General features: G+C 62.2%; 15 protein-coding genes and 1 pseudogene. 12 read left to right on the top strand and 4 right to left on the bottom strand.

Going from position 1 to position 21104, the window contains the following annotated elements; translation table 11 throughout:
* Positions 1-56: 56 nt before the first annotated feature.
* From ACZ9H3_RS06055 to ACZ9H3_RS06020, 8 genes and pseudogenes are all read left to right on the top strand, one after another.
* A pseudogene (locus ACZ9H3_RS06055) lies at positions 57-1725 on the top strand (DUF1302 domain-containing protein).
* Positions 1726-1833: 108 nt separating this feature from the next.
* Entirely contained in the window at positions 1834-3045 is a 1212-nt protein-coding gene (locus tag ACZ9H3_RS06050) for a thiolase family protein (protein ID WP_476220108.1), read from the top strand.
* A gap of 5 nt (positions 3046-3050) precedes the next feature.
* Positions 3051-3998, top strand: coding sequence for a bifunctional OB-fold nucleic acid binding domain-containing protein/MaoC family dehydratase (locus ACZ9H3_RS06045; protein ID WP_476220107.1), 948 nt, complete (start codon positions 3051-3053; stop codon positions 3996-3998).
* 255 nt (positions 3999-4253) lie between these two features.
* On the top strand, positions 4254-5225 hold the full coding sequence (locus tag ACZ9H3_RS06040) for a WD40/YVTN/BNR-like repeat-containing protein (RefSeq protein WP_065758669.1): 972 nt from the start codon (positions 4254-4256) through the stop codon (positions 5223-5225).
* A 10-nt stretch (positions 5226-5235) separates the two neighbouring features.
* Positions 5236-7611: an efflux RND transporter permease subunit gene (locus tag ACZ9H3_RS06035; protein WP_099775150.1), complete on the top strand. Its 2376-nt coding sequence runs from the start codon at positions 5236-5238 to the stop codon at positions 7609-7611.
* An 847-nt stretch (positions 7612-8458) separates the two neighbouring features.
* On the top strand, positions 8459-9691 hold the full coding sequence (locus ACZ9H3_RS06030) for a helix-turn-helix transcriptional regulator (RefSeq protein ID WP_099775149.1): 1233 nt from the start codon (positions 8459-8461) through the stop codon (positions 9689-9691).
* Positions 9692-9824: 133 nt separating this feature from the next.
* Complete coding sequence (locus tag ACZ9H3_RS06025; RefSeq protein ID WP_065761219.1) at positions 9825-10592, top strand: SDR family oxidoreductase; 768 nt, start codon at positions 9825-9827, stop codon at positions 10590-10592.
* A gap of 11 nt (positions 10593-10603) precedes the next feature.
* On the top strand, positions 10604-11437 hold the full coding sequence (locus ACZ9H3_RS06020) for an SDR family NAD(P)-dependent oxidoreductase (RefSeq protein ID WP_476220106.1): 834 nt from the start codon (positions 10604-10606) through the stop codon (positions 11435-11437).
* 89 nt (positions 11438-11526) lie between these two features.
* On the opposite strand, the gene dmpG is transcribed toward ACZ9H3_RS06020, so the two are convergent.
* The 4 genes from dmpG to ACZ9H3_RS06000 all read right to left on the bottom strand — a co-directional run bounded on the left by dmpG (position 11527) and on the right by ACZ9H3_RS06000 (position 15176).
* Positions 11527-12555, bottom strand: a complete 1029-nt coding sequence (gene dmpG, locus ACZ9H3_RS06015) for a 4-hydroxy-2-oxovalerate aldolase (RefSeq protein WP_065761217.1) — start codon at positions 12553-12555, stop codon at positions 11527-11529.
* A gap of 10 nt (positions 12556-12565) precedes the next feature.
* Positions 12566-13495 (bottom strand): acetaldehyde dehydrogenase (acetylating), encoded by a 930-nt coding sequence (locus tag ACZ9H3_RS06010; RefSeq protein WP_065761216.1) that lies wholly within the window; start codon positions 13493-13495, stop codon positions 12566-12568.
* A gap of 38 nt (positions 13496-13533) precedes the next feature.
* Positions 13534-14325 (bottom strand): fumarylacetoacetate hydrolase family protein, encoded by a 792-nt coding sequence (locus tag ACZ9H3_RS06005; RefSeq protein WP_476220103.1) that lies wholly within the window; start codon positions 14323-14325, stop codon positions 13534-13536.
* Positions 14326-14402: 77 nt separating this feature from the next.
* Positions 14403-15176 carry a glucose 1-dehydrogenase gene (locus tag ACZ9H3_RS06000; RefSeq protein ID WP_065761214.1) on the bottom strand — a complete coding sequence of 258 codons (774 nt, stop codon included), beginning with the start codon at positions 15174-15176 and terminating at the stop codon, positions 14403-14405.
* A 227-nt stretch (positions 15177-15403) separates the two neighbouring features.
* On the opposite strand from ACZ9H3_RS06000, the gene ACZ9H3_RS05995 reads away from it, so the two are divergent.
* The 4 genes from ACZ9H3_RS05995 to ACZ9H3_RS05980 all read left to right on the top strand — a co-directional run bounded on the left by ACZ9H3_RS05995 (position 15404) and on the right by ACZ9H3_RS05980 (position 21081).
* On the top strand, positions 15404-16591 hold the full coding sequence (locus ACZ9H3_RS05995; protein WP_330523395.1) for an acyl-CoA dehydrogenase family protein: 1188 nt from the start codon (positions 15404-15406) through the stop codon (positions 16589-16591).
* Between the two features lie 78 nt (positions 16592-16669).
* Entirely contained in the window at positions 16670-17692 is a 1023-nt protein-coding gene (locus ACZ9H3_RS05990) for a 2Fe-2S iron-sulfur cluster-binding protein (RefSeq protein ID WP_476220102.1), read from the top strand.
* A 20-nt stretch (positions 17693-17712) separates the two neighbouring features.
* Positions 17713-19320 carry a FadD3 family acyl-CoA ligase gene (locus tag ACZ9H3_RS05985; protein WP_476220101.1) on the top strand — a complete coding sequence of 536 codons (1608 nt, stop codon included), beginning with the start codon at positions 17713-17715 and terminating at the stop codon, positions 19318-19320.
* 99 nt (positions 19321-19419) lie between these two features.
* Positions 19420-21081 carry a DUF1302 domain-containing protein gene (locus ACZ9H3_RS05980; RefSeq protein WP_102051890.1) on the top strand — a complete coding sequence of 554 codons (1662 nt, stop codon included), beginning with the start codon at positions 19420-19422 and terminating at the stop codon, positions 21079-21081.
* The last annotated feature ends 23 nt before the right edge of the window (positions 21082-21104 follow it).

Genomic DNA, 21104 nt, shown 5'->3' with positions numbered 1-21104 from the left:
AGCGGCAATGTTCAACATTCCAGGCGGCCAACCGGTTGCCCTTGAGGAGAGTCAGTGTGATCGATAAGAACAACAATAATTGTACTGGCCTTGGTTCGCGAGGTGTTCAGGCAGTCAGCCTGACGGCGGCCATCGCTTTGGTTTCGACACCGGTATGGTCGGGGGAGACGATCGAGTTTGATAACGGCACGACCCTCGACTGGTCGGTAACCACCAGCTACGGCGTGGGCGTGCGCCTTAACGATCAGAATGATCGCTTGCTTGGGGTCAACGCTGACGATGCCAACCGCAACTTCGATCGCGGGCAGTCTGACCACCAACCGTGTGGGTGCGCTGGGTGAGATGATCCTGCGCAAGGACAACTACGGTGCCGTCGTGCGCGGCAGTACCTTCTACGATGATGTCTACCACCAGGAAAACGACAACGATTCGCCCGCGACCGTCAACAAGGCCGGGCGCAATGATGAATTTACCAGTGATACCCGTTACTACAGTGGTGGTCGCACGCGTTTGCTGGATGCCTACGTATTCAGTGGCTGGCGCTTTGACAATGACTCCATGCTCGACGTCAAGGCGGGCCGCCATATCGAGTCCTGGGGCGAGAGCCTTTACTACCCCGGCGTCAACGGCGTACAGAACCCCTCCGATGCGGTGAAGGCGGCGCAGCCGGGCGTTGAGGTCAAGGAAATCCTGTTGCCGGTAGGGCAGTTCTCCGGGTCCTATCGGTTGAATCCAAGCCTTACCTTTGGCGCTTATGTGCAGTACGAATGGAAAGGCACCGAGTTGCCGCCAGTGGGCAGCTACCTGTCTGGCAGTGACGTCGTCGGCCCGGGCCGCGAATTCATCATCACCCAAGGCGGCAAGGTTCCCTACCGTGGTACCGACGAGCCTCGCGACGGTGGCCAGTGGGGGGTACAGGTTCGCTACCGCCCCGTACCGGCTCTTGAATTGTCGCTGTTTCACGTCAATTACCACGACAAGAACCCGGCCACTGCGCTGGTGGGGTATGACCCGTTGCCCGTGGGTGGCGGCCTCTATGCCTTCACGCCCAACGGCTACCGGGTGAAGTATTTCGAAGACATCAAGCTGACCGGTATCAGCGCCTCGACCAAGCTGGGTGATACCCAGGTCGGTGCCGAGTGGTCCTACCGCGACGGTGCGCCGGTCATGGTCAACACTGGCCTCGGGCCGGTACCGGCCAAGGGCAAGGGCCAACAGATGCAACTGTCGGCGATCCGCATTCTCGGCGATCGGCCATGGGCCAGCCAGACCAGCCTGACGGCGGAGATTGTTCACGTGCTGGTCGACAGCGTCGAATCCACTTCGGCCGCGGGCAATCTGCAAGGCGTGAACCTGTTGCCTTCGCTGGCACCGTTGGTTGGGGAGTCGGATGACTACACCTACAAGACCAGTTCGGCCTGGCGCACCAAATCGGCCAGCGCCTACACCCTGGGCGCCTCGTTCAGCTACCCGGGCGTTTTCCAGGGCTGGGACCTTGAAGTGCCCGTGCGCTTTTCCAACGTATTCAGTGGCTCGACCCCGATGGCCGGCAGCATTTCCGGCGTTCAGGGCGACCGCCGCATGAGTATCGGTACCACCTTCAAGTACCTGGGCAACCTGGAAGTCGGCATGAACGTGACCAGCTACCTGGGCGCAGCGGATGCGATCAAGCGGCCGTTTGCCGACCGTGACTACGCCACGTTCTCGATGAAGTACTCCTTCTGATCCCGGCTGTTTCGTCTTGACCACTCAGGTCCGGGGCAGATTGCCTGCCTCGGGCCTCAACCATCACCTGGAAATGTCCGAAGCCCGGCGCTTCGGAGTGGAGGCACTATGGGGCTCAAAGGGCATGCGGCCATTATTGGCACCGCGCAGTACAAACCGGAGAAGTACGCGACTGCGCCGAAGATGTTTCACCTTGAACAAGTCGCCGACCTGGCGGCCCAGGCCCTGCGCGATGCGGGGCTCAGGGCTGAAGACCTTGACGGGCTGGTGATCAACGGCCCGCAGTTTCATGAGGCGTCGGTGTTCGTCCCGGCAATGGCCGCCGAGTACCTGGGGTTGCGGCTGAATTTTGCCGAAGTGGTGGACCTTGGCGGCTGTACCTCGGTGGGTATGGTCTGGCGCGCTGCCGCCGCCATCGAACTGGGGTTGTGCCAGGCGGTACTGTGCGTACTGCCTGCACGCATGGCACCGCTGGGCCCGGATGAAGACCCGAGCTGGATGGCCAGGGCCATGCGCTTTGGTGGCCACAGCACGGCCTTCGGTGCGCCGGAGGCGGAATTCGACCTGCCCTACGGGCACATGGGCCAGAACACCGGTTACGCCATGATTGCCCAGCGGTATGCCGCCCAGTACGGCTACGATCCGGTGGCGATGGCCAAGATCGCCGTGGATCAGCGCACCAACGCCCAGGCCAACCCGCAGGCCATGTTCTATGGCCAGCCGTTGACCATTGAGCAGGTGCTGGTGAGCAAAATGGTTGCCGATCCCCTGCACATACTGGAAATCGTCATGCCCGTGGCCGGCGGTGCGGCAATGATCATCGCTTCCAAGGAAGTCGCGGCACGGGCGCGCAAGCGGCCTGCGTTCATTACCGGTTTTGGCGAACACCTGGCCTTCAAGTCGCCGTCCTATGCCGCAGACATGATCCACACGCCGATTGGGCCAGCGTCGCGACGTGCCTTCGAGATGGCCGGGCTCAAGCCGACCGATGTCGACGCGGCGCAGATTTACGACTGCTACACCATCACCGCGTTATTGACCCTTGAAGATGCAGGTTTCTGTGGCAAGGGCGAGGGCATGGCGTTTGTGCGTGAGCATGACCTGACCTGGCGGGGTGATTTTCCGATGAATACCCACGGCGGGCAGCTCAGTTTCGGTCAGGCCGGTTCGGCCGGCGGCATGTCCCAGGTGATCGAGGCGGTGACGCAAATCGCCGGGGTAGCCGGCGAACGTCAGCTTGGACGCTGTGACAGCGTCTATGTCTCCGGTACCGGCGGCGTGATGAGTGAGCAGGGCGCATTGATACTTCAGGGAGCATAAGCACCATGTCCAACAATAAACCGATGCCTGTACCGACGGAAATTTCCGCACCGTTCTGGGAAGGCCTGAAGGCCCGGCGCTTACTGATTCAGCAATGCACAGCCTGTGCGCACTGGATTTTCTACCCGCGTCGGCATTGTCCCGCCTGCATGGCCCATGACCTGGCCTGGCGCGAGGTCGAGGGCAGCGCGACGCTGTACAGTTACACGCTGACGCGCATTCCCACCTTGCCCGATTTCATGGATGAAATGCCGCAGAAACTGGCTGTTGTCGAGTTGGCCGAAGGTGTGCGCATCAACACCAACCTGGTCGGCCTGGCTGAAGACGAAATACACATCGGCATGCGATTGAAACCGGTGTTTGCCGAGGTCGACGCCAAGGGCAATCGCTTGTTGCGCTTCACCGGCCTGGACAAGGAGGCTGCCAGCCTTGAACGCTTGCCCGCCGTCGACAGCGAACCGACACCGACGCACTCGCAACCCGAGCCACGCAAGATCGATTTCAACGATGCCGCGAGTCTGCAGGCGCTGGTCAGTGAAAAGTTCAGTGACTGGAGCAACAGCATCGTGGTGGATCAGGCCCTGATCGATGCCTTTGCGCAGTTGTCTGGCGACGACTACTGGATCCATACCGACCCTGAGCGTGCTCGTCTGCAGAGTCCGTTCGGCGGCACCATCGCCCACGGCGCCTTGGTGCAGGTGTTGCAGTCGCGGATGAAGCTGGCGCTGGGTTTCGAGATCACAGGGTTCACTACCCAGATCAACTATGGCTCCGACCGTTTGCGCTTCCCGGCACCCGTGCCAGCGGGTTCGCGTATCCATTCGCGGGCGCGGGTCAAGCAGGTCGAACTGCTTGCCAGAGGCACCCAACTGACATTGGAGCTCAACACCCATGTCGTCGGTCATGAACGGCCGTCGGTCATCAACGATCTGGTGATTCTCTACCGGGCCTGATCGTGCCCGTCCTACGCCCACGGCAAGGCTGTGGGCGGCATTGCCGTGCGCCTTTGCCGCGCATTTCCGACATACGCCATTCACGCCATTTTTAAGCCGTTTGGACGATGTTTCAAACGGCCCTACACCTGAGTATCCCCCCTAGGCAATGCCCACTTAGCTCGCTGCGACCCAAGGCGTGGCGCCATACAAGAACAAGAGGATTGGCCCAATGACCCCTACTTTGCACGCGTGTCACGAACAGGAGCGTCCCTCATGCGCTCAGTGATCGGATACCTGGTCTGCCTGGTTGTCGGGCTGACCATCCTGTTTACCTTTTCCCCCAAAACCGAGCCCGAGCAGGCGAAAGTCGCGCTGCGTTCGGACCGGGTTCAAATCAACGGTTTGCTCAGCCTGGGGACACGTGTCGTGGCCGTGGGCGAACGCGGCAGCATCCTGTTCAGCGACGACCAGGGTGTGAGTTGGCAGCAGGCCAGTGTCGACCGGCAACGTGATGTCGCGCTGACTGCCTTGGTCGCACTGGGTGAGCAACGCCTACTGGCGGTCGGGCACGACGGTTGGATCCTGCGCTCCGAGGATGCCGGTAGCCACTGGCAGGAAATGCGCTACGACAACGAATTGGGCGAGCCGCTGCTGGGTATCTGGGCGGCCGGTGACGAGAGTGTCCTGGCGTTCGGCAGCTTCGGTAAGTTCTATCAGTCCGATGATGCCGGGCTGAGTTGGCGCAAGCTGGCGCTTGATGTCGACAGCGCGCACCTCAACAGCATGGACGGCGGCCCTGATGGCCGAAGGATGTTGGTCGGCGAGCAAGGCCTGGTGCTGCGTACTCGCGATGGCGGCAAGCATTGGCAGACCCTGCCTGCATTTTACAGCGGTTCGTTGTTCGGCATCGTGCGCCTGAGCCCAGAGCATTGGGTGACCTATGGCATGCGCGGCCATGTATTCGTCAGCCACGACTTCGGTGATAGCTGGGCACAGGTCAACGTCGGTAACCAGTTGCCGCTCTACGGGCATGTGCTGTTGCCCGACCACTCTGGCCTGGTGATCGTCGGTGCTGGCAGCTCGGTCGTTCGGCTGGATGCTCGGGGTGCGCTGGTTGGTGTCAGTCGTTTGGCCGGCCTCGGTACCTTGACCTCGGCGACGATGGTCGGTTCGCGTCTGCTGGTCGGTGGTGAGCGCGGGTTACTCCAGGGTTCTGGTGGCAGCGTTGCCGCCCTAGGTAAATGAGAGGCGGGCAATGAAACAAGCTAAAAGCTGGGTGACGCACAGCGTCGAAGCGGTCGCGGATCGGCTGATGGCATGGCGCAAGGGGTTGTTAGTGCTGTTTGTGCTGGTGACCGCAGGCCTGGGTTACAGCGCTACCCACACGCAACTGGACCCCGGCTTCAACAAGCAGATTCCGGTGCGACACGCGTACATGGTCAACTTCCTGAAGTTCAGCCAGTACTTCACCGGTGCCAACCGTTTCCTGGTCAGCGTGCATTGGAAAGGCGAGGGGGATATCTATAACCCGGTGTTCCTCGACACCTTGCGCAAGGTGACCGACGATGTGTTCTTCATCTCCGGGGTCAGTCGTGCCAGCGTCACCTCGTTGTTCACCACCAACGTACGCTACATCGAAATCACCGAGGAGGGTTTTTTCGGTGATGTGGTCGTACCGCCACGCTTCAGCGGCACCGAACAGGACCTGGCTCAGGTACGCAGCAATGCCGCCGCGTCCGGGCAGATCGGGCGCTTGTTGGCCAACGACCTGAAGTCGGCCATGGTGCGTGCCGACCTGCAGGATATCGACCCACAGACCGGCGAACCGGTGAAATATGCCGAGGTTGCCCGCCGTCTTGAAGAGCTTCGCGACAAATACAGCAATGAGCAGATCGAAATCAACATTGTCGGTTTCGCCAAGCTGGTCGGTGATGTGGTCGAGGGGTTGAACACGGTCATCGGCTTCTTTGTGATCGCCTTCGTGATTACCGGGCTGCTGCTCTGGCTGTATTCGCGCTCTTTGCGCCTGACCGTGGTTGCATTGGTGGTGGCGTTGCTGCCGGTGGTCTGGTTGCTTGGCCTGTTGCCGCTGTTGGGGCTTGGCATTGATCCGATGTCGATCCTGGTGCCGTTCCTGATTTTCTCCATCGGTGTGTCCCATGCCGTGCAGATGACCAATGCCTGGAAGCAGGATGTGGTGGCGGGTAGCGATTCGTTGCGGGCCGCGCATTCGGCATTCTGCAAGATCTTCATTCCCGGCTCCCTGGCGCTGTTGATGAACGCCCTGGGTTTTGCGGTGATCATGTTGATCGATATCCCGATCGTGCATGAACTGGGTGTGACCGCCTGTATCGGCGTGATGCTGATGATCATCACCAACAAGCTGATGCTGCCGGTGATAATCTCCTACCTGCGGCTGGAGCCCGGGTTGCTGCGACGGGCGCAAACCCGTCAGGCCGGCAGGCATCGGCTGTGGTGGCGGTTGTCTGCGCTGGCCGAGCCGGGACCTGCACTGAGCGTGTTCGCCATCAGCCTGTTACTGCTGGTGGCCGGCGCCTACAAGGCACGTGACCTCGCGGTGGGCGATATCGGTGCGGGCGCGCCGGAGCTCAGGGCCGACTCGCGCTACAACCAGGACAACCGCAAGATTGTCGACAGCTATTCGATCGGCCTCGACGTAATGTCAGTGTTTGTCGAGGTCCAGGGCATCGAAGAAGGGTGCTTGTCGCCGGAAGTGATGCGCGCGGTAGAAGCCTTCGATTTCCGCATGCGCGCTGTCACCGGTGTGCAGTCGGTCCAGAGCGTCGCCGGCATGGGCAAACGGGTCATTGCCGGTAACAACGAAGGCAACCCACGTTGGGCGGCGATCCCAGGTTCAGCACGCGGCCTGAGCCAAGGCGCACGGGCCTACATGCCGGACGACGGGTTGGTGACCGACGGCTGCCAGCAAATGCAGATCCTGGTGTTCCTGGCCGACCACGAAGGGGCCACGGTGGCCCATGCGATCAATGAAGCCAAGCGCATCATCGCCGAGGTGCGCACCCCGCAGGTGGCGTTTCTCCTGGCGGGCGGAAACGTGGGTGTGATGGCGGCATCCAATGAGGCGGTGAAACGGGCGGAGATCATCATGTTGGCGGCACTCTTTGGTTCGGTGGCGCTGTTCTGCTGGCTGACCTTCCTCTCGGTCCGCGCCGTACTGTGCATTCTCGTCCCCCTGGCGATTGTAGCGATCCTCTGCAACGCGTTGATGGCGATGCTGGGCATTGGCCTGAAAGTCGCGACCTTGCCGGTGATGGCGCTGGGTGTGGGTGTGGGTGTCGATTACGGGATCTACCTGTATGAACGTATCCAACACGAAATGGCCGGTGGTGCGAACCTGCGCGAGGCGTTCTACGAGGCGATGTGCCAACGGGGCACGGCTGCGGTGTTCACAGCCTTGACCATGTCGATTGGTGTGTGCACCTGGGCGTTTGCGCCGCTGAAGTTTCAGGCAGACATGGGCGTGCTGTTGTCCTTCATGTTCCTGGTGAACGTCTTGGGTGCCATATTCCTGCTACCGGCGCTGGCGGCCTGGTTCAACCGCGGGCGCCGGTTGGTTGCCACGGAAAGTCCCGTGGCCCAGGTCCAGTGAGCCGGCAAAAGGCCTTGTAGGAGCGTGCTTGCCCGCGATGGCATCGGCGTGGTGCCGGTAAGTTCGCGGTGTATGTATCGCAGGCAAGCCTGCTCCAACAGGGCTGCGGTTCATCTTGTAGGAGCGTGCTTGCCCGCGATGGCATCGGCGTGGTGCCAGTGAGTTCGCGGTGTTTGTATCGCAGGTAAGCCTGCTCCAACGGGGCTGCGGTTCATCTTGTAGGAGCGTGCTTGCCCGCGATGGCATCGGTGTAGTGCCAGTGAGTTCGCGGTGTATGTATCGCAGGCAAGCCTGCTCCAACGGGGCTGCGGTTCATCTTGTAGGAGCGGGCTTGCCCGCGATGGCATCGGCGTGGTGCCGGTAAGTTCGCGGTGTATGTATCGCAGGCAAGCCTGCTCCAACAGGGCTGCGGTTCATCTTGTAGGAGCGTGCTTGCCCGCGATGGCATCGGCGTGGTGCCGGTAAGTTCGCGGTGTATGTATCGCAGGCAAGCCTGCTCCAACAGGGCTGCGGTTCATCTTGTAGGAGCGTGCTTGCCCGCGATGGCATCGGTGTGGTGCCAGTGATTTCGCGGTGCCGGCATCGCGGGCAAGCCCTGCTCCTACAGGCTGGCGCGGGCTCTGTTGGAGCGGGCTTGCCCGCGATGGAATTTAGACATTCAGTAACTAAAAATAAAAGGTCAACACCTATTGTGGAGTACGTAGTGGACAGGGAGACTGTGGCGCGGGCCCTGTTGCAGGCCCGTGCAAGTCGCGTGTAGTCAAAAAGGGGGCGTGCTGCCCTCAAGCCGAAATTATAAAAATAACAAGGGAAGGTCATCGTGCCTTACCCGTGCGCGGAGAAGACTATGGTAAGTGCTGTCTTGACCCATGAGGTTTTGGCCAGCGTCGGCCTTGACCTGAGCGAATACGACCGCCTGGTTGGTGAAGTCTATGAAGGTGCCCTCGACCCAAAGTTGATGGCGCGTGCTCTCAAGAGCTTCCGTACGCTCTACGACGCCAACTACGTCACACTGATCCTGCGGGTGCCGGACCAACCTGACATGGGTGTGATGATCATCGCCGGCGACATCGAAGGGGCCGGCGACGTCAGCTACATGACCTACCCCCAGACCAATACCCCGTTTGCCAACCAGCCGCTGGACTACGTGTTCACGGTCGACGACGTCATGACGTCCGCGGAATGGGAGCACAGTGCCTACTTCAAGATGTTCTGCGGCCCGCAAGGGGTGTACCACGTGATGGGGGCCGATATTTCCACCCCGGACGGCGGCAAGTTGCGCTTTCGCATTACCCGTCCCAAGCACGCACCCAACTTCTCGGCCAACGAACGCGCGTTGTGCGGCGTGTTCTTGCCACACCTGCGACGGGCGCTACAGGTGCATAACTTGCTGGACCGCAGCGAGTCGTTGAGCGAGCTGTATTCCCAGGCAATCAGTCGGCTGTCGGTGGCGACCCTGGTGCTGGATGAAAGCGGCAGTGTGCTGCGGGTCAACCCGGTCGCCCAGGACATCCTCGCCAACGCCGATGGGCTGAAATTGGTCGGCGGTCGCCTTGAGGCCAGCTACCCAAGTGACAATCGCGAGCTGCAACGGCTGATTCGTGCCGCATTTTCCCCGGATGCCCCCAAGAGCGCCGAAGCGATGTCTGTCACGCGGCCATCCGGGCTGGTCAACCTGGGCCTGGTGGTCGAGTCGATTCCCTCGCTGGACTGGGCGGAAGAGAAGGGCCAGCCCGCCGCGCTGGTGTATATCCGCGACGCCGCGAGCAAGTCGCTGGCCAGCGAAGTGGTGACCAAGCAGTTGTTCAACCTGACCAGGGCCGAGACTGCCCTGGCAATGGAGTTGGCCAACGGTTTGTCCCTGGAGGAAGCGGCCGAAGTGCTGAACATCCGGCGCAACACCGCGCGTGCCCATCTGCGTTCGATTTTCTCCAAGACCGGCGTGCGCCGGCAGACCGAACTGGTGCGCATCATGCTCAACAGTGTCGTGGCGTTGGGCAAGCCCAAGGTCGCCCTCAAGGCTGTTGAAAAACTCAAGGTTCCACCGCCGCAGCTGGCGGTAGCTGCCCGTCAGGCGTGAATCGCCATTCTGTTTCCGGTCGGCAGGCAGTCGCCCGGCGCCACCACGAGCCTGAACACCCTTAGTCCGCACAGACGATGCAGCCTCGTGGTCGGTCTCTCGATACTGCCCGAACCTATCACGGAGAATACCTATGCCAGTTACAGCTATCAGCGGCAGCGCTTCGGGAATCGGTGCCGCGGTGAGCACTGCATTACGCGCCGCCGGACATCGTGTCATCGGAATCGACCGCAGCAATGCCGAGGTGATCGCCGACCTTTCAACGCCCCAAGGCCGTGAGGCCGCCATTGCCCAGGTACTCGAGCTCAGCGACGGGGTACTCGACGGCCTGGTCTGTTGTGCGGGTGTCGGGGTAACGGCCCCGTCCTGCGGGTTGATCCTGGCGGTCAACTACTTCGGCGTCAGCCAGTTGCTGAGTGGCCTGGCCGGGGCTTTGGCCAAGGGTGATAGCCCGGCTGCGCTGGTGATCGGCTCGGTGGCCGCGACCCAGACCGGTGCCGATCAGCAGGCGATGACCGAGGCGATGCTCGCCGGTGATGAAGCCAATGCACTGGAACTGGCCAATGCCCTTGGTCAGCCCCATGTGGCCTATGCCTGCTCCAAGTATGCAATCACCCACCATGCCCGGCGTACTTCATCCAGTTGGGCAAGCAAGGGTATTCGCTTGAACGTGGTGGCACCGGGGGCGGTGGAAACCCCGCTGCATCAGGCATCGCTCGACGATGCACGTTTCGGCAAGGCGGTACGGGAGTTCGTTGCGCCCTTGGGCCGAGCCGGGCATCCGCAGGAAATTGCCGCACTGGTGGCCTTCCTGCAGTCCAGGCAAGCCGCGTTCATCCATGGCAGCGTGGTGTTCATCGATGGCGGCATGGACGCCATGGTTCGCCCGCAGCGTTTCTAAAAGGACTCCTCATGAGCAAGGTGGCATTCATTACCGGCGCCAGCCGTGGCATCGGTCGCGAAGCGGCATTGGCGTTCGCGCGGGCCGGCTTCGACCTGGCGATCAGTGCGCGCACCCTCGACGAAGGTGAGCAGCACCCGCACGCCCTGCGCGACGCTGCAGGCGCGCCGCTTCCCGGCAGCCTCAACGGCACCGCCGAAGCGATCCGGGCACTGGGACGGCGGGTACTGGTCGTGCCCATGGACCTGCTCGACAGTGCCTCGGCCATCGGCGCCTGTGAGGCGGTGCTGGCCGAGTATGGGCGGATCGACGTGCTGATCAACAACGCGATCTACCAGGGCAGTGACCTTAATGCGGGCTTCATGAGCCTGCAGCCGGAAACGCTGGAGCGGATGTACAAGGGCTACATCCTGACGCCGTTCCTGTTGACCCGGGCAGTGGTCGAGCACATGGTCGAGCAGGGCACTGGCGTGGTGATCAACGTTACCTCCGGGGCCGGCGAGAGTGACCCGCCTGTGGCGGCCGGCAAGGGCGGGTGGGGGTATGCCTATGGGGCCGGCAAGGCGGCGGTATCGCGCCTTTCAGGGATCCTCTCGGTAGAGCTGGGGGAAGCCGGTGTGTGTGCTTACACCCTCAACCCGGGAGTGGTGACGACCGACGCGCTCAAGGCGACCATTGGTGACAAGGGCGTGATCGCCTTGCGTGCCGGTAGTGCGCCGCCGCAGGTTCCTGCCGAGGTGATGCTCTGGTTGGCGACGGCAGAACAAGCGCCTCGTTACCAGCGTCGAACCATCGCTGCGCAGCCGTTTGCGCTGGAGCATGGCATCGTTGCCGACTGGCGTTGAACACTTGATGTATTGACACCTTGATGTGAAGTTATTGGCGACTCAGGTCGCCAATAACGCAGGGGCAGGATCAGCCGATACCCAGTGACTCAGGCCTGGCGGCGTTGCCGGGCGAGGGTCATGGCGGTGTCCTCGATCATGTCCTCCTGGCCACCCACCATGCCGCGACGGCCCATTTCGACGAGGATTTCCCGCGCCGAGACGCCGTACTTCTTCTCGGCCCGCTTGGCAAACAGCAGGAACGAGCCATAGACCCCGGCATAGCCCATGGTCAGTGCATCGCGGTCGCTGCGGATCGGGAAGTCCATGATGGGCACGACCAGGTCTTCGGCCACGTCCTGGATGCCGAACACACTGACACCGGTCTCGATGCCCATGCGGTCGCAGACCGCGACCAGTACTTCCATGGGCGTATTGCCAGCGCCTGCGCCGAGGCCGGCACAGGCGGCGTCAATGCGGGTGGCCCCAGCGGCGATGGCGGCGATCGAGTTGGACACGCCCATCGACAGGTTGTGGTGGCCATGGAAGCCGATCTCGGTTTCCGGTTTCAGTGCCGCACGCATTGCCGCCACCCGGGCGCTGACGTCATGGGGCAGCAAGTAGCCTGCCGAGTCGGTCAGGTAGATGCAGTTGGCGCCATAGCTTTCCATCAGCTTGCCCTGCTTGACCAGGCCTTCCGGGCTGTTCATGTGGGCCATCATCAGGAAACCGACCGTGTCCATGCCCAGGCTGCGGGCGTGGGAAATATGCTGCTCGCTGACGTCTGCTTCCGTGCAGTGGGTGGCTACGCGAATGGTGTTGACGCCCAGCTCATGGGCCATCTTCAGGTGGTCGACGGTGCCGATCCCTGGCAGCAGCAGGGCCGAGACCTTGGCCCGTTTCATCAGCGGGATGACGGCCGACAGGTAGGCCTCGTCGCTGTGCGCGGGAAAGCCGTAGTTGACCGAGCTGCCGCCCAGGCCGTCGCCGTGGGTGACTTCGATCAGCGGGACGCCAGCTGCATCCAGGCCGCAGGCAATGTCTTTCATCTGTTGCAGGCTGATCTGATGACGCTTGGGGTGCATGCCATCGCGCAGGCACATGTCATGAACGGTGATGTGTTTACCGCGAAGATCCATGGTCGATTCCTCAGGCAAGGGCGGGTTGTGCGTGGGTGGCGTGCAGGACCAGTTCGCCCTTGAGGATTTCTTCGGCGAACATTTCGGCGGTACGCGCTGCGGCGGCGGTCATGATGTCGAGGTTGCCGGCGTACTTGGGCAGGTAGTCGCCCAGGCCTTCGACTTCCATGAACACCGAGACGCGGTTGCCCTCGAATACCGGGCCATTTACCAACTTGTAGCCGGGGACATAGCGCTGCACCTGCAGGATCATTGCCTCGATAGCGGCGGTGATGGCTGCCTGGTCGGGTTCCGTTTCGGTCAGGCAATGCACGGTGTCGCGCATGATCAGTGGTGGCTCGGCGGGGTTGATGATGATGATCGCCTTGCCCTTTTTCGCACCGCCGACCTGTTCGACCGCGCTGGATGTGGTGCGGGTGAACTCGTCGATGTTCTTGCGCGTGCCCGGGCCGACCGATTTGGAGGCCGCGGTTGCAATGATTTCGGCGTATTCCACCGGCTGCACGCTGGATACTGCCGCGACCAGCGGAATGGTGGCCTGGCCGCCGCAGGTGACCATGTTGACGTTCATCACGCCCAGGCCGAGGTTGGTCTTCAGGTTGACCGGTGGTACGCAGTAGGGGCCGATGGCAGCAGGGGTCAGGTCGATCATCAACACCCCCAGCGCATTGAGTTTGCGTGAGTTCTGCTCGTGAACATAGGCGGATGTGGCGTCGAAGGCGATCTGCACCTGGTCTTCGATAACGTGGGGCAACAAGCCGTCGACCCCGTCAGCGGTGGTTTTCAGGCCCAGCTCACGTGCCCGTGCGAGGCCCTCGGAGGTGGCATCGATACCGACCATCCAGACCGGCTCAAGCACCTCACTGCGCATCAGTTTGTACAGCAGGTCGGTGCCGATGTTGCCCGGCCCGATCAGCGCGCATTTGATCTTCTTGCTCATTGTCTATGGCTCCAGGGGAGGGATTGCGTAGGGTTCACTCAGGGCACGAAGCGCAGGCTGGTCTGGCCCAGGCCACTCATGGAAAGGCTGATGCGGTCGCCCGCCACAACCGGAACGAGCGGTGCCAAAGCTCCCGAAAGGATGATTTCGCCCCGGCGAAACGGGATGCCGAGCTCACCCAGGGTGTTGGCCAGCCAGGCCACCGCCGCACACGGATGGCCTTGCACCGCCGAACCCAGGCCGCTGCCCGCCGGTTGGCCGTTCTTGGACATCTGCATTTCGACCCGGGCCAGGTCCAGCCCGCGAGGGTCGATGCGCTGTGGGCCGAGGGCGAACACGCCGCAGGAGGCGTTGTCGGCCACGGTGTCCTGAATACGGATCTGCCAGTTGTCGATACGCGAGTCGACAATCTCGAAGCACGGCACCACGTATTGGCTTGCCGCCAGCACGTCTTCGGCGTTGATACCCGGGCCTTGGAGGTCTTCGCCGAGAATAAAGGCGATTTCGCCTTCGGCGCGCGGCTGAATCAGGTTGTAGCGGGCCAGGCTGACATCGCTGCCGTCGTCGACCTGCATGGCATCGGTGAGGAAGCCGAAGTCCGGTTGGTGGACATCGAGCATTTCTTGTACCGCGCGGCTGGTGACACCGATTTTCTTACCGATGACACGTTCACCGAGGGCTTCGCGGCGTTGCAAAAAATGCAGGGAAATCCGGTAGGCCTGCTCAAGGGTGATGTGCGGGTAGCGGCGGGTCAGGGGGGCGAGCGTCTGGCGTGTGCGCAGGGCGTTGAACAGTTCGTCACCGAGTGCGTTGATCAAGTGGGCGTCCATGACGGGGTGCTCTGTATGAAGGAAATAAAAGGGCCGGGCCCAACGGGCTCAGGGCGCCGGCCAAAAAACGGCGATGTTCAGCCGGGCCAGACCGTGGAGTCCGCGCCGCCGTCGACATCGATGATTTTTCCGCTGACCCAGGCCGAAGCGGGGCTGGCCAGGTACAGGGCCGCGGCGGCGATATCTTCCGGGCTGCCCAGGCATTTGAGCGGGGTATTGGCTTCCATGGTCTGGCGCATGGCCGCCGGCATCACGCCGTTCAGCGCTTCGGTCAGGGTGGGGCCGGGCGCGACAGCGTTGACCCGCACCAGTGGGGCAAAATCCTGTGCCAGCAAGCGGGTCAAGTGGCTCAGGGCTGCCTTGGCGGCGCCGTAAGCGCTGAAGTGCCGCTGTGAGTAGCGGGCGGCTACCGAACTGATGTTGACGATATTGCCGCCACCGGCCTCACGCATCAGTGGCACGCACAGTTGGCAGAAGGCGTAGGCGGTGGACACGTTGAACCGCAGGATCTCGTCGAACTGCTCTGGGCTCATGCTTAGTGGATCGTTGGGGCCGCCACCACCGACGTTGTTTACCAGATGAGTGATGCGCCCCATCTGCTCATGGCTCTGGCTGACCAGCGCCTTGCGCTGCTCGCTGTCGTTGACATCGCAGGCGATGGCCAGGGCGCGTCGGCCCAAGGCGCGCACTTCCTCGGCAACGCGTTGCACATCCTCAAGCGAGCGCGCGGAACAGACGACATCGGCACCCGCTTCGGCATAGGCCAGCGCGATGGCGCGGCCAATGCCTCGGCCACTGCCGGTGACGATGGCGACGCTACCGTCCAGGTGGAAACGCTGCAGGATACTCATGGGCTGTCCTTCCTCAAGGTAGGGGTTGGGTTGAACCGGTTTTCAATGTATCGAATATCCCGAGACTGACTCGCGGCTGCATCGTCTCAATGGACTAACGCAGGTGACCCGCGCCCTTTGCGGCAGCGCGGTGTCCTAGTCCGCTTTGACGATGAACGATCCGTCACTCGCCCCGATGATCAATCACGGCTCGCGCACCGGCGCAGCGAGATTGGGAGAATTGAGTGATGCAAAGCATGCGAGAAAGGACCCAGGACGAAATCGAACTGATCGAACGTGCGCGGCGCCTTGTGCCGGCACTCAAGGAGCGTACGGCGCAGGCTGACCGCGACTTGAAGGTCCCGGACGAAAGCATTGCCGAATTGCAATCGGCCGGGCTGCTGCGTGCCTTGCAGCCGCGTGCGTTCGGAGGCTATGAAGTCGACCCGCGAACCTTCTTTGAAATCCAGATGATTCTTGCCGAAGGCTGCATGTCCACGGCCTGGATCTACGGTGTGATGGGGGTCCACCCGTGGCAGTTGGCGCGCTACCCTGTCGAAGCCCAGCGTGAGGTCTGGGGCAACGATCATGAGGCCCTGATTTCCTCGACCTATATGCCGTCGGCCAAGGTGACAGTGGTCGAGGGTGGTTATCGCATCAGCGGCCAGTGGAGCTTCTCCAGTGGCAGCGAGCACTGCCAATGGGTGCTGCTGGGTGGCATCCTGCCCGCCGAGGGTGATGTTGCGGCGGAGCACGGCACCTTCCTGCTGCCTCGCAGCGACTACCGCATTCAGCGCAACTGGGATGTACTCGGGCTGCGCGGTACCGGCAGCCACGACATTCTGGTCGAGGATGTGTTTGTGCCGGCGCACCGGGTTCAGCGCACCAACAACTGCACCATCGAGGCCACGCCAGGGCGTCTGGTCAACACCAACCCGATCTATGCGATTCCGTTTGCCCAGGTGTTCTCCCGCGCGGTCTCGACCTCGGCCATCGGCGCGCTGCAAGGGGCGATCAATGAGTTCCGCGCCAATGCCGCCAAGCACATCGGCAAGCATGGTGCACGCACGGCGGATGACCCCGTGGCGCAAACCGCGGTGGCTGAAGCGACGATTACCGTCGACAGCCTGAAGCTGGTGCTGGAGCGCAACTACGAGCACCTCATGAGCCTGGCCAGGGCCGGCGAATACCCGGACACCGAAACCCGCTTGTTGTATCGCTACCAGTCCGCCTACGTGACCAACGTCTGTGCCGACAAGGTGAATGACCTGCTGCGCAGCATGGCGGCGTCCGGTCTGTACAACACCAACCCGGTTGCCCGGCTGTTCCGTGACCTGCACCAGGCCCGTGGGCACATCGCCAACAACTTCATGGCCTACGGTCGCGCCTTCGGTGCGGTGCAATTGGGCTTGCCCAACCCGGACCCGTACGTCTGAGGCTGCCCGGCCGTTCTAACGCCATCGCGTCTACACCCGCCTGTCTCTCGCAGGCGGGTGTTAATGAGTACCTGACCTATGAATGATTATCTTGCCCTGCGCGTGGCGCGGGTGATCGAGGAAACGGCCGACGCGCGCTCTCTGGTGTTCGACGTACCCGAGCACCTGGCCGAACGCTTTCGTTATCGCCCCGGTCAATTCCTGACGCTGCGTGTCCCGTTTGAAGATGGCTGGTTGCCCCGCTGTTACTCATTGTCCAGTACGCCGATGCTGGATGAGCCCTTGCGTGTGACGGTCAAGCGCGTGCATGAAGGCCGCGCCTCGAACTGGCTCTGCACTGAGCTGCAGGAGGGGCAGACCTTGCAGGTGCTGCCACCAGCAGGCGTGTTCGTGCCGCGTAACCTCGACAGCGACCTGCTGCTCTTTGGTGGCGGTAGCGGCGTAACACCAGTGCTGTCAATTCTGCGTTCGGCATTACTGGCGGGGCAGGGGCGGATCCTGCTGATTTATGCGAACCGTGACGAGGGCTCGGTGATTTTTCGCGATGAGCTCAGGTTTCTGGCCAGTGCTCATCCACAGCGCCTGCAAATCGTCCATTGGCTGGATTCGGTACAGGGCATTCCGGCGGTCGGGCAACTGGCCGAACTGGCCCGGCCGTTCATTGATGCGCAGGCGTTCATCTGCGGCCCAGGCCCGTTTATGGACGCTGCGGTCAGCGCCCTGAAAAGTCTGGGCATGCCCGATGCCAGGGTGCATGTAGAACGCTTCGTGTCGTTGCCGGGCGAGGGTGAGTTGCCAGTGGTCACCAGCAGTGAGGCTGCCGTAGCCGCGCAACTTGCCGTTCGCCTGGACGGTGAGGAGCACAACCTGGCCTGCGACAGCGGCGAAACCCTGCTGGCAGCGATGCAACGCGCCGGCCTGAACCCGCCGAGTGCGTGCCGTGTCGGTGGCTGCGCCTCGTGCATGTGCACCCTGGAAAGCGGCGACGTCGAACTGCTGCACAACGATGCCCTGGATGACAACGAGTTGGCCGAGGGCTGGATCCTCGCCTGCCAGGCCGTGCCGACCAGCGCGCAACTGCGTATCCGCTTTCCCGAATGATGCAGATGACCGAGCCTACGATGAATCAGAGCCTGAAGTGTTCCCCGCCGGTGCTCGATGCGCCGACCACCATTGCCCAATTACTGTTCTCCAGCGCCGAGCGGTTCGCTGGGCATACCGCCATTGAAGAGAATGGCCAGTGCACGGACTACGCCGAACTGCCCAATCAGGCGCTGACCATCACCCGTGGCCTGATGGCGCTGGGCATTCAGGCCGGTGACCGGGTTGGCATATGGGCACCGAACAGCCGGGACTGGATCCTGGCGGCTTTGGGTATCCACTGTGCCGGTGCGGTGCTGGTGCCGATCAACACCCGCATGAAAGGCACCGAGGCGGCCGATGTACTGGCGCGCAGTGGCTGCCGGGTGCTGTTCGTTCAGCAGCGCTTTCTCGACGTCGATTACCCGGCGATGCTTGAGCCCTATCGACCCGCCAGCCTTGAGCATCTGGTGGTGTTGGCTAGTGACACGCCGCTGCGCTCGGGCGATCTGAGCTTCCAGCAGTTTCTGCTGGGGGCTGCCACCTACGACACCGAGGCGGCGCGACGTCGTGCGCTGGCCATTGAGCCGCAGGCGATGTGCGATCTGCTCTTCACCTCGGGTACCACGGGCAAACCCAAGGGCGTAATGAGCGGCCACGGGCAGAACCTGCGGGCATTCAGCGAGTACGTCAAGGTGATTGGCCTGGTGCCGGGTGACCGCTACCTGATCGTCAACCCGTTCTTTCATGCCTTTGGCTACAAGGCTGGTTGGTTGACCTGTCTGATTGCCGGGGCAACCATCCTGCCGCATGCGGTGTTCGATGCTGATGCGGTGTTCCAGCGTATTGCCAATGAGCGCATCAGCGTCTTGCCCGGTGCCCCGACCCTTTACCTCTCACTGCTGGCCCACCCTCGTTTGGCCGAAACCGACCTGTCCAGCTTGCGGATTGCCGTAACCGGCTCGGCCAGTATCCCGCCGAGCCTGATCGAGCGCATGCGCAACGAGCTGGGTTTCAGGGTGGTGACCACCGCCTACGGGCTGACCGAATGCGGCGGCCTGGCGACCCTGTGCGACCCGCAGGATTCGGCGCAGGTGATCGCCGGCACCAGCGGGCGGCCGATTGCCGGTACCGAAGTGAGCATCCGCGACCCGCACAACCACGCCTTGGCCAATGGCGAAACCGGCGAAATCTGCTTGCGCGGCTTTCATGTCATGCAGGGCTATTTCGAGAACCCCGAGGCTACCGCCGAAGCCATCGATGCTGACGGCTGGCTGCACACCGGCGACGTCGGGCGCCTGGATGAAGCGGGCAACCTGATCATCACCGACCGCCTGAAAGACATGTACATCGTGGGTGGCTTCAACTGCTACCCGGCGGAAATCGAAGCCGCATTGATCGCCCACCCGGCCATTGCCCAGGTTGCCGTCATCGGCGTTGCGGACGCACGCATGGGTGAAGTGGGGTGTGCCTGTGTGGTGTTGCGTGAAGGCCAGACGCTGGACGAAAGCGCGTTGATCAGTTGGAGCCGTGAACGGATGGCCAACTACAAGGTACCCCGTCTGGTGCGCTTCTTCGATGCGCTGCCACTCAACCCCTCGAACAAGGTTGCCAAGAACGAACTGCGCGCTGCGATCAATCCAGGCTGACGGGCAACAGGCCGACATAACCAAACGGACGATGCGCAGGCCCAGGCAGTTTTTCAGACTGGGCCAGCAAACCGGAAAACAACAAGAAAGGAGAGGAGCATGTCTACGTTGAACCCTGCGGCGCTCAACGCGGCTAACGGTACTCGCCGGCACTGCCTGCTGGCCGTGGCCGTTGCGCTGGCCAGCGGTACGGCCAGCGCCGGGCCCACCATCGAGTTGGGAGAAAACACCACGCTGGACTCGTCGCTGACCGTCAACTACACCGCGTCGGTGCGTACCGCCAAGCCTGCCCAGCAATACCTCAACGACCTGAACAACGACGACGGTACGCGCAACTTCGACCGTGGCTCGATGATCAACAACCGGGTCAGCCTGTTTGGTGAGCTGCTGCTCAAGCACGACAATCTCGGCGCAGTGCTGCGCGGTAGTCATTTCTACGATGACGTCTACCACGAGCGCAACGACAACGATTCGCCGGATACCGTGAACAAGATCGGTCGGGCCAACGGCTTCAGCGAAGACACCCGTCGCCTGAGCGGGAGCAAGGCGCGCCTGCTCGATGCCTATGTCTACGGCAACTTCGATGTCGCCGACAGCCAGTACCTGTCGGTCAAGGCCGGTCGTCACCTGGTGGCCTGGGGTGAAAGCCTGTTCTGGCCGAACATCAGCCAGGGGCAGGCGCCGGTGGACGCTACCAAGTTCAACGTGCCAGGCACCGAAGCCAAGGACTCCTACCTGCCGGTGGGGCAGGTGTCCGCGTCCTGGTCGCTCAACGAAGACCTGGCGCTGGTCGGTTACTATCAGTACGAGTGGGAGAAGACCCAGCTCAACCCGGTGGGTGACTACTTCGGCAGCGATTACTTCGGCCCGGGCGCCGAGTTCTTCCGGCTCAACGCGGGGGTGATCAACAGCCTGCCGGACAAGACCTTTACCGGCGTCAACTATGCCGGTGAAGTCGATGCCCGCGACAGTGGTCAGTGGGGGCTTGGCGCGCGCTACCGGCTCACCGAAAACACCGAAGTGGGGCTGTTCCATTACCGCTACCACGAGCGGGTCGGGTCGATCTTTTTCGACTTCAGCGGCAGTACCCAGTACTCCTCGCTCAAGAGCATCGGCGAGCGCTCGAACACGGCAGTTGCGCCGGCCTACCGGTTGGGCTATTTCGAGGATGTCGAGCTGACGGGAATCAGCTTCAGCTCCAAGATCGGCGACTCGGTACAGTATGCCGGTGACTTGAGTTACCGCGATGGTGCCTCGGTTTATCTGAACAATGGTGCACCGACGACCGGGCAGCTCTGGCAGGCCAACCTCAACGCTACCTACATCCTGGGCCCAAGCTTCCTGGCCCAGCAGACCACCTTCCTCGGCGAAGTGGTGCATCAGCGTATCGAAGGGGTCGACACGTTGGTGGTCAGCGGTGGCGGTCCCGGTATCGACGGGACATTCAACCAGTTTGAATCCAATACCCAGACCCGCGGTTCGACCCTGCTTGGCGTGGGGGCCTACATGGATTATCCGGCAATCAGCGATGGCCTGGACCTGACCACCAAGGTGGTCTGGACGCAGAACGTCGACGGCAGTGCCTACCAGGGCCTGGGCCGTGATGAAAAGCGCCTCACCGTTGGCGGCGACTTCAAGTACCTGGGCAACTTCCAGGTGGGCCTGACCTATGTCGCTTACCTGAGTTCGCCGGATGTCGCTCAAGGGCGCCTGTTGGCTGACCGCGACTACCTGTCGTTCAACGCCAAGTACACCTTCTGATGCACGACCGGCCATGCCCTGCG

The organism is Pseudomonas sp. TE3910 (assembly GCF_056279025.1).
The sequence above is the reverse complement of the archived record's forward strand: the minus strand, read 5'-3'. Positions and strand labels throughout refer to the sequence as shown.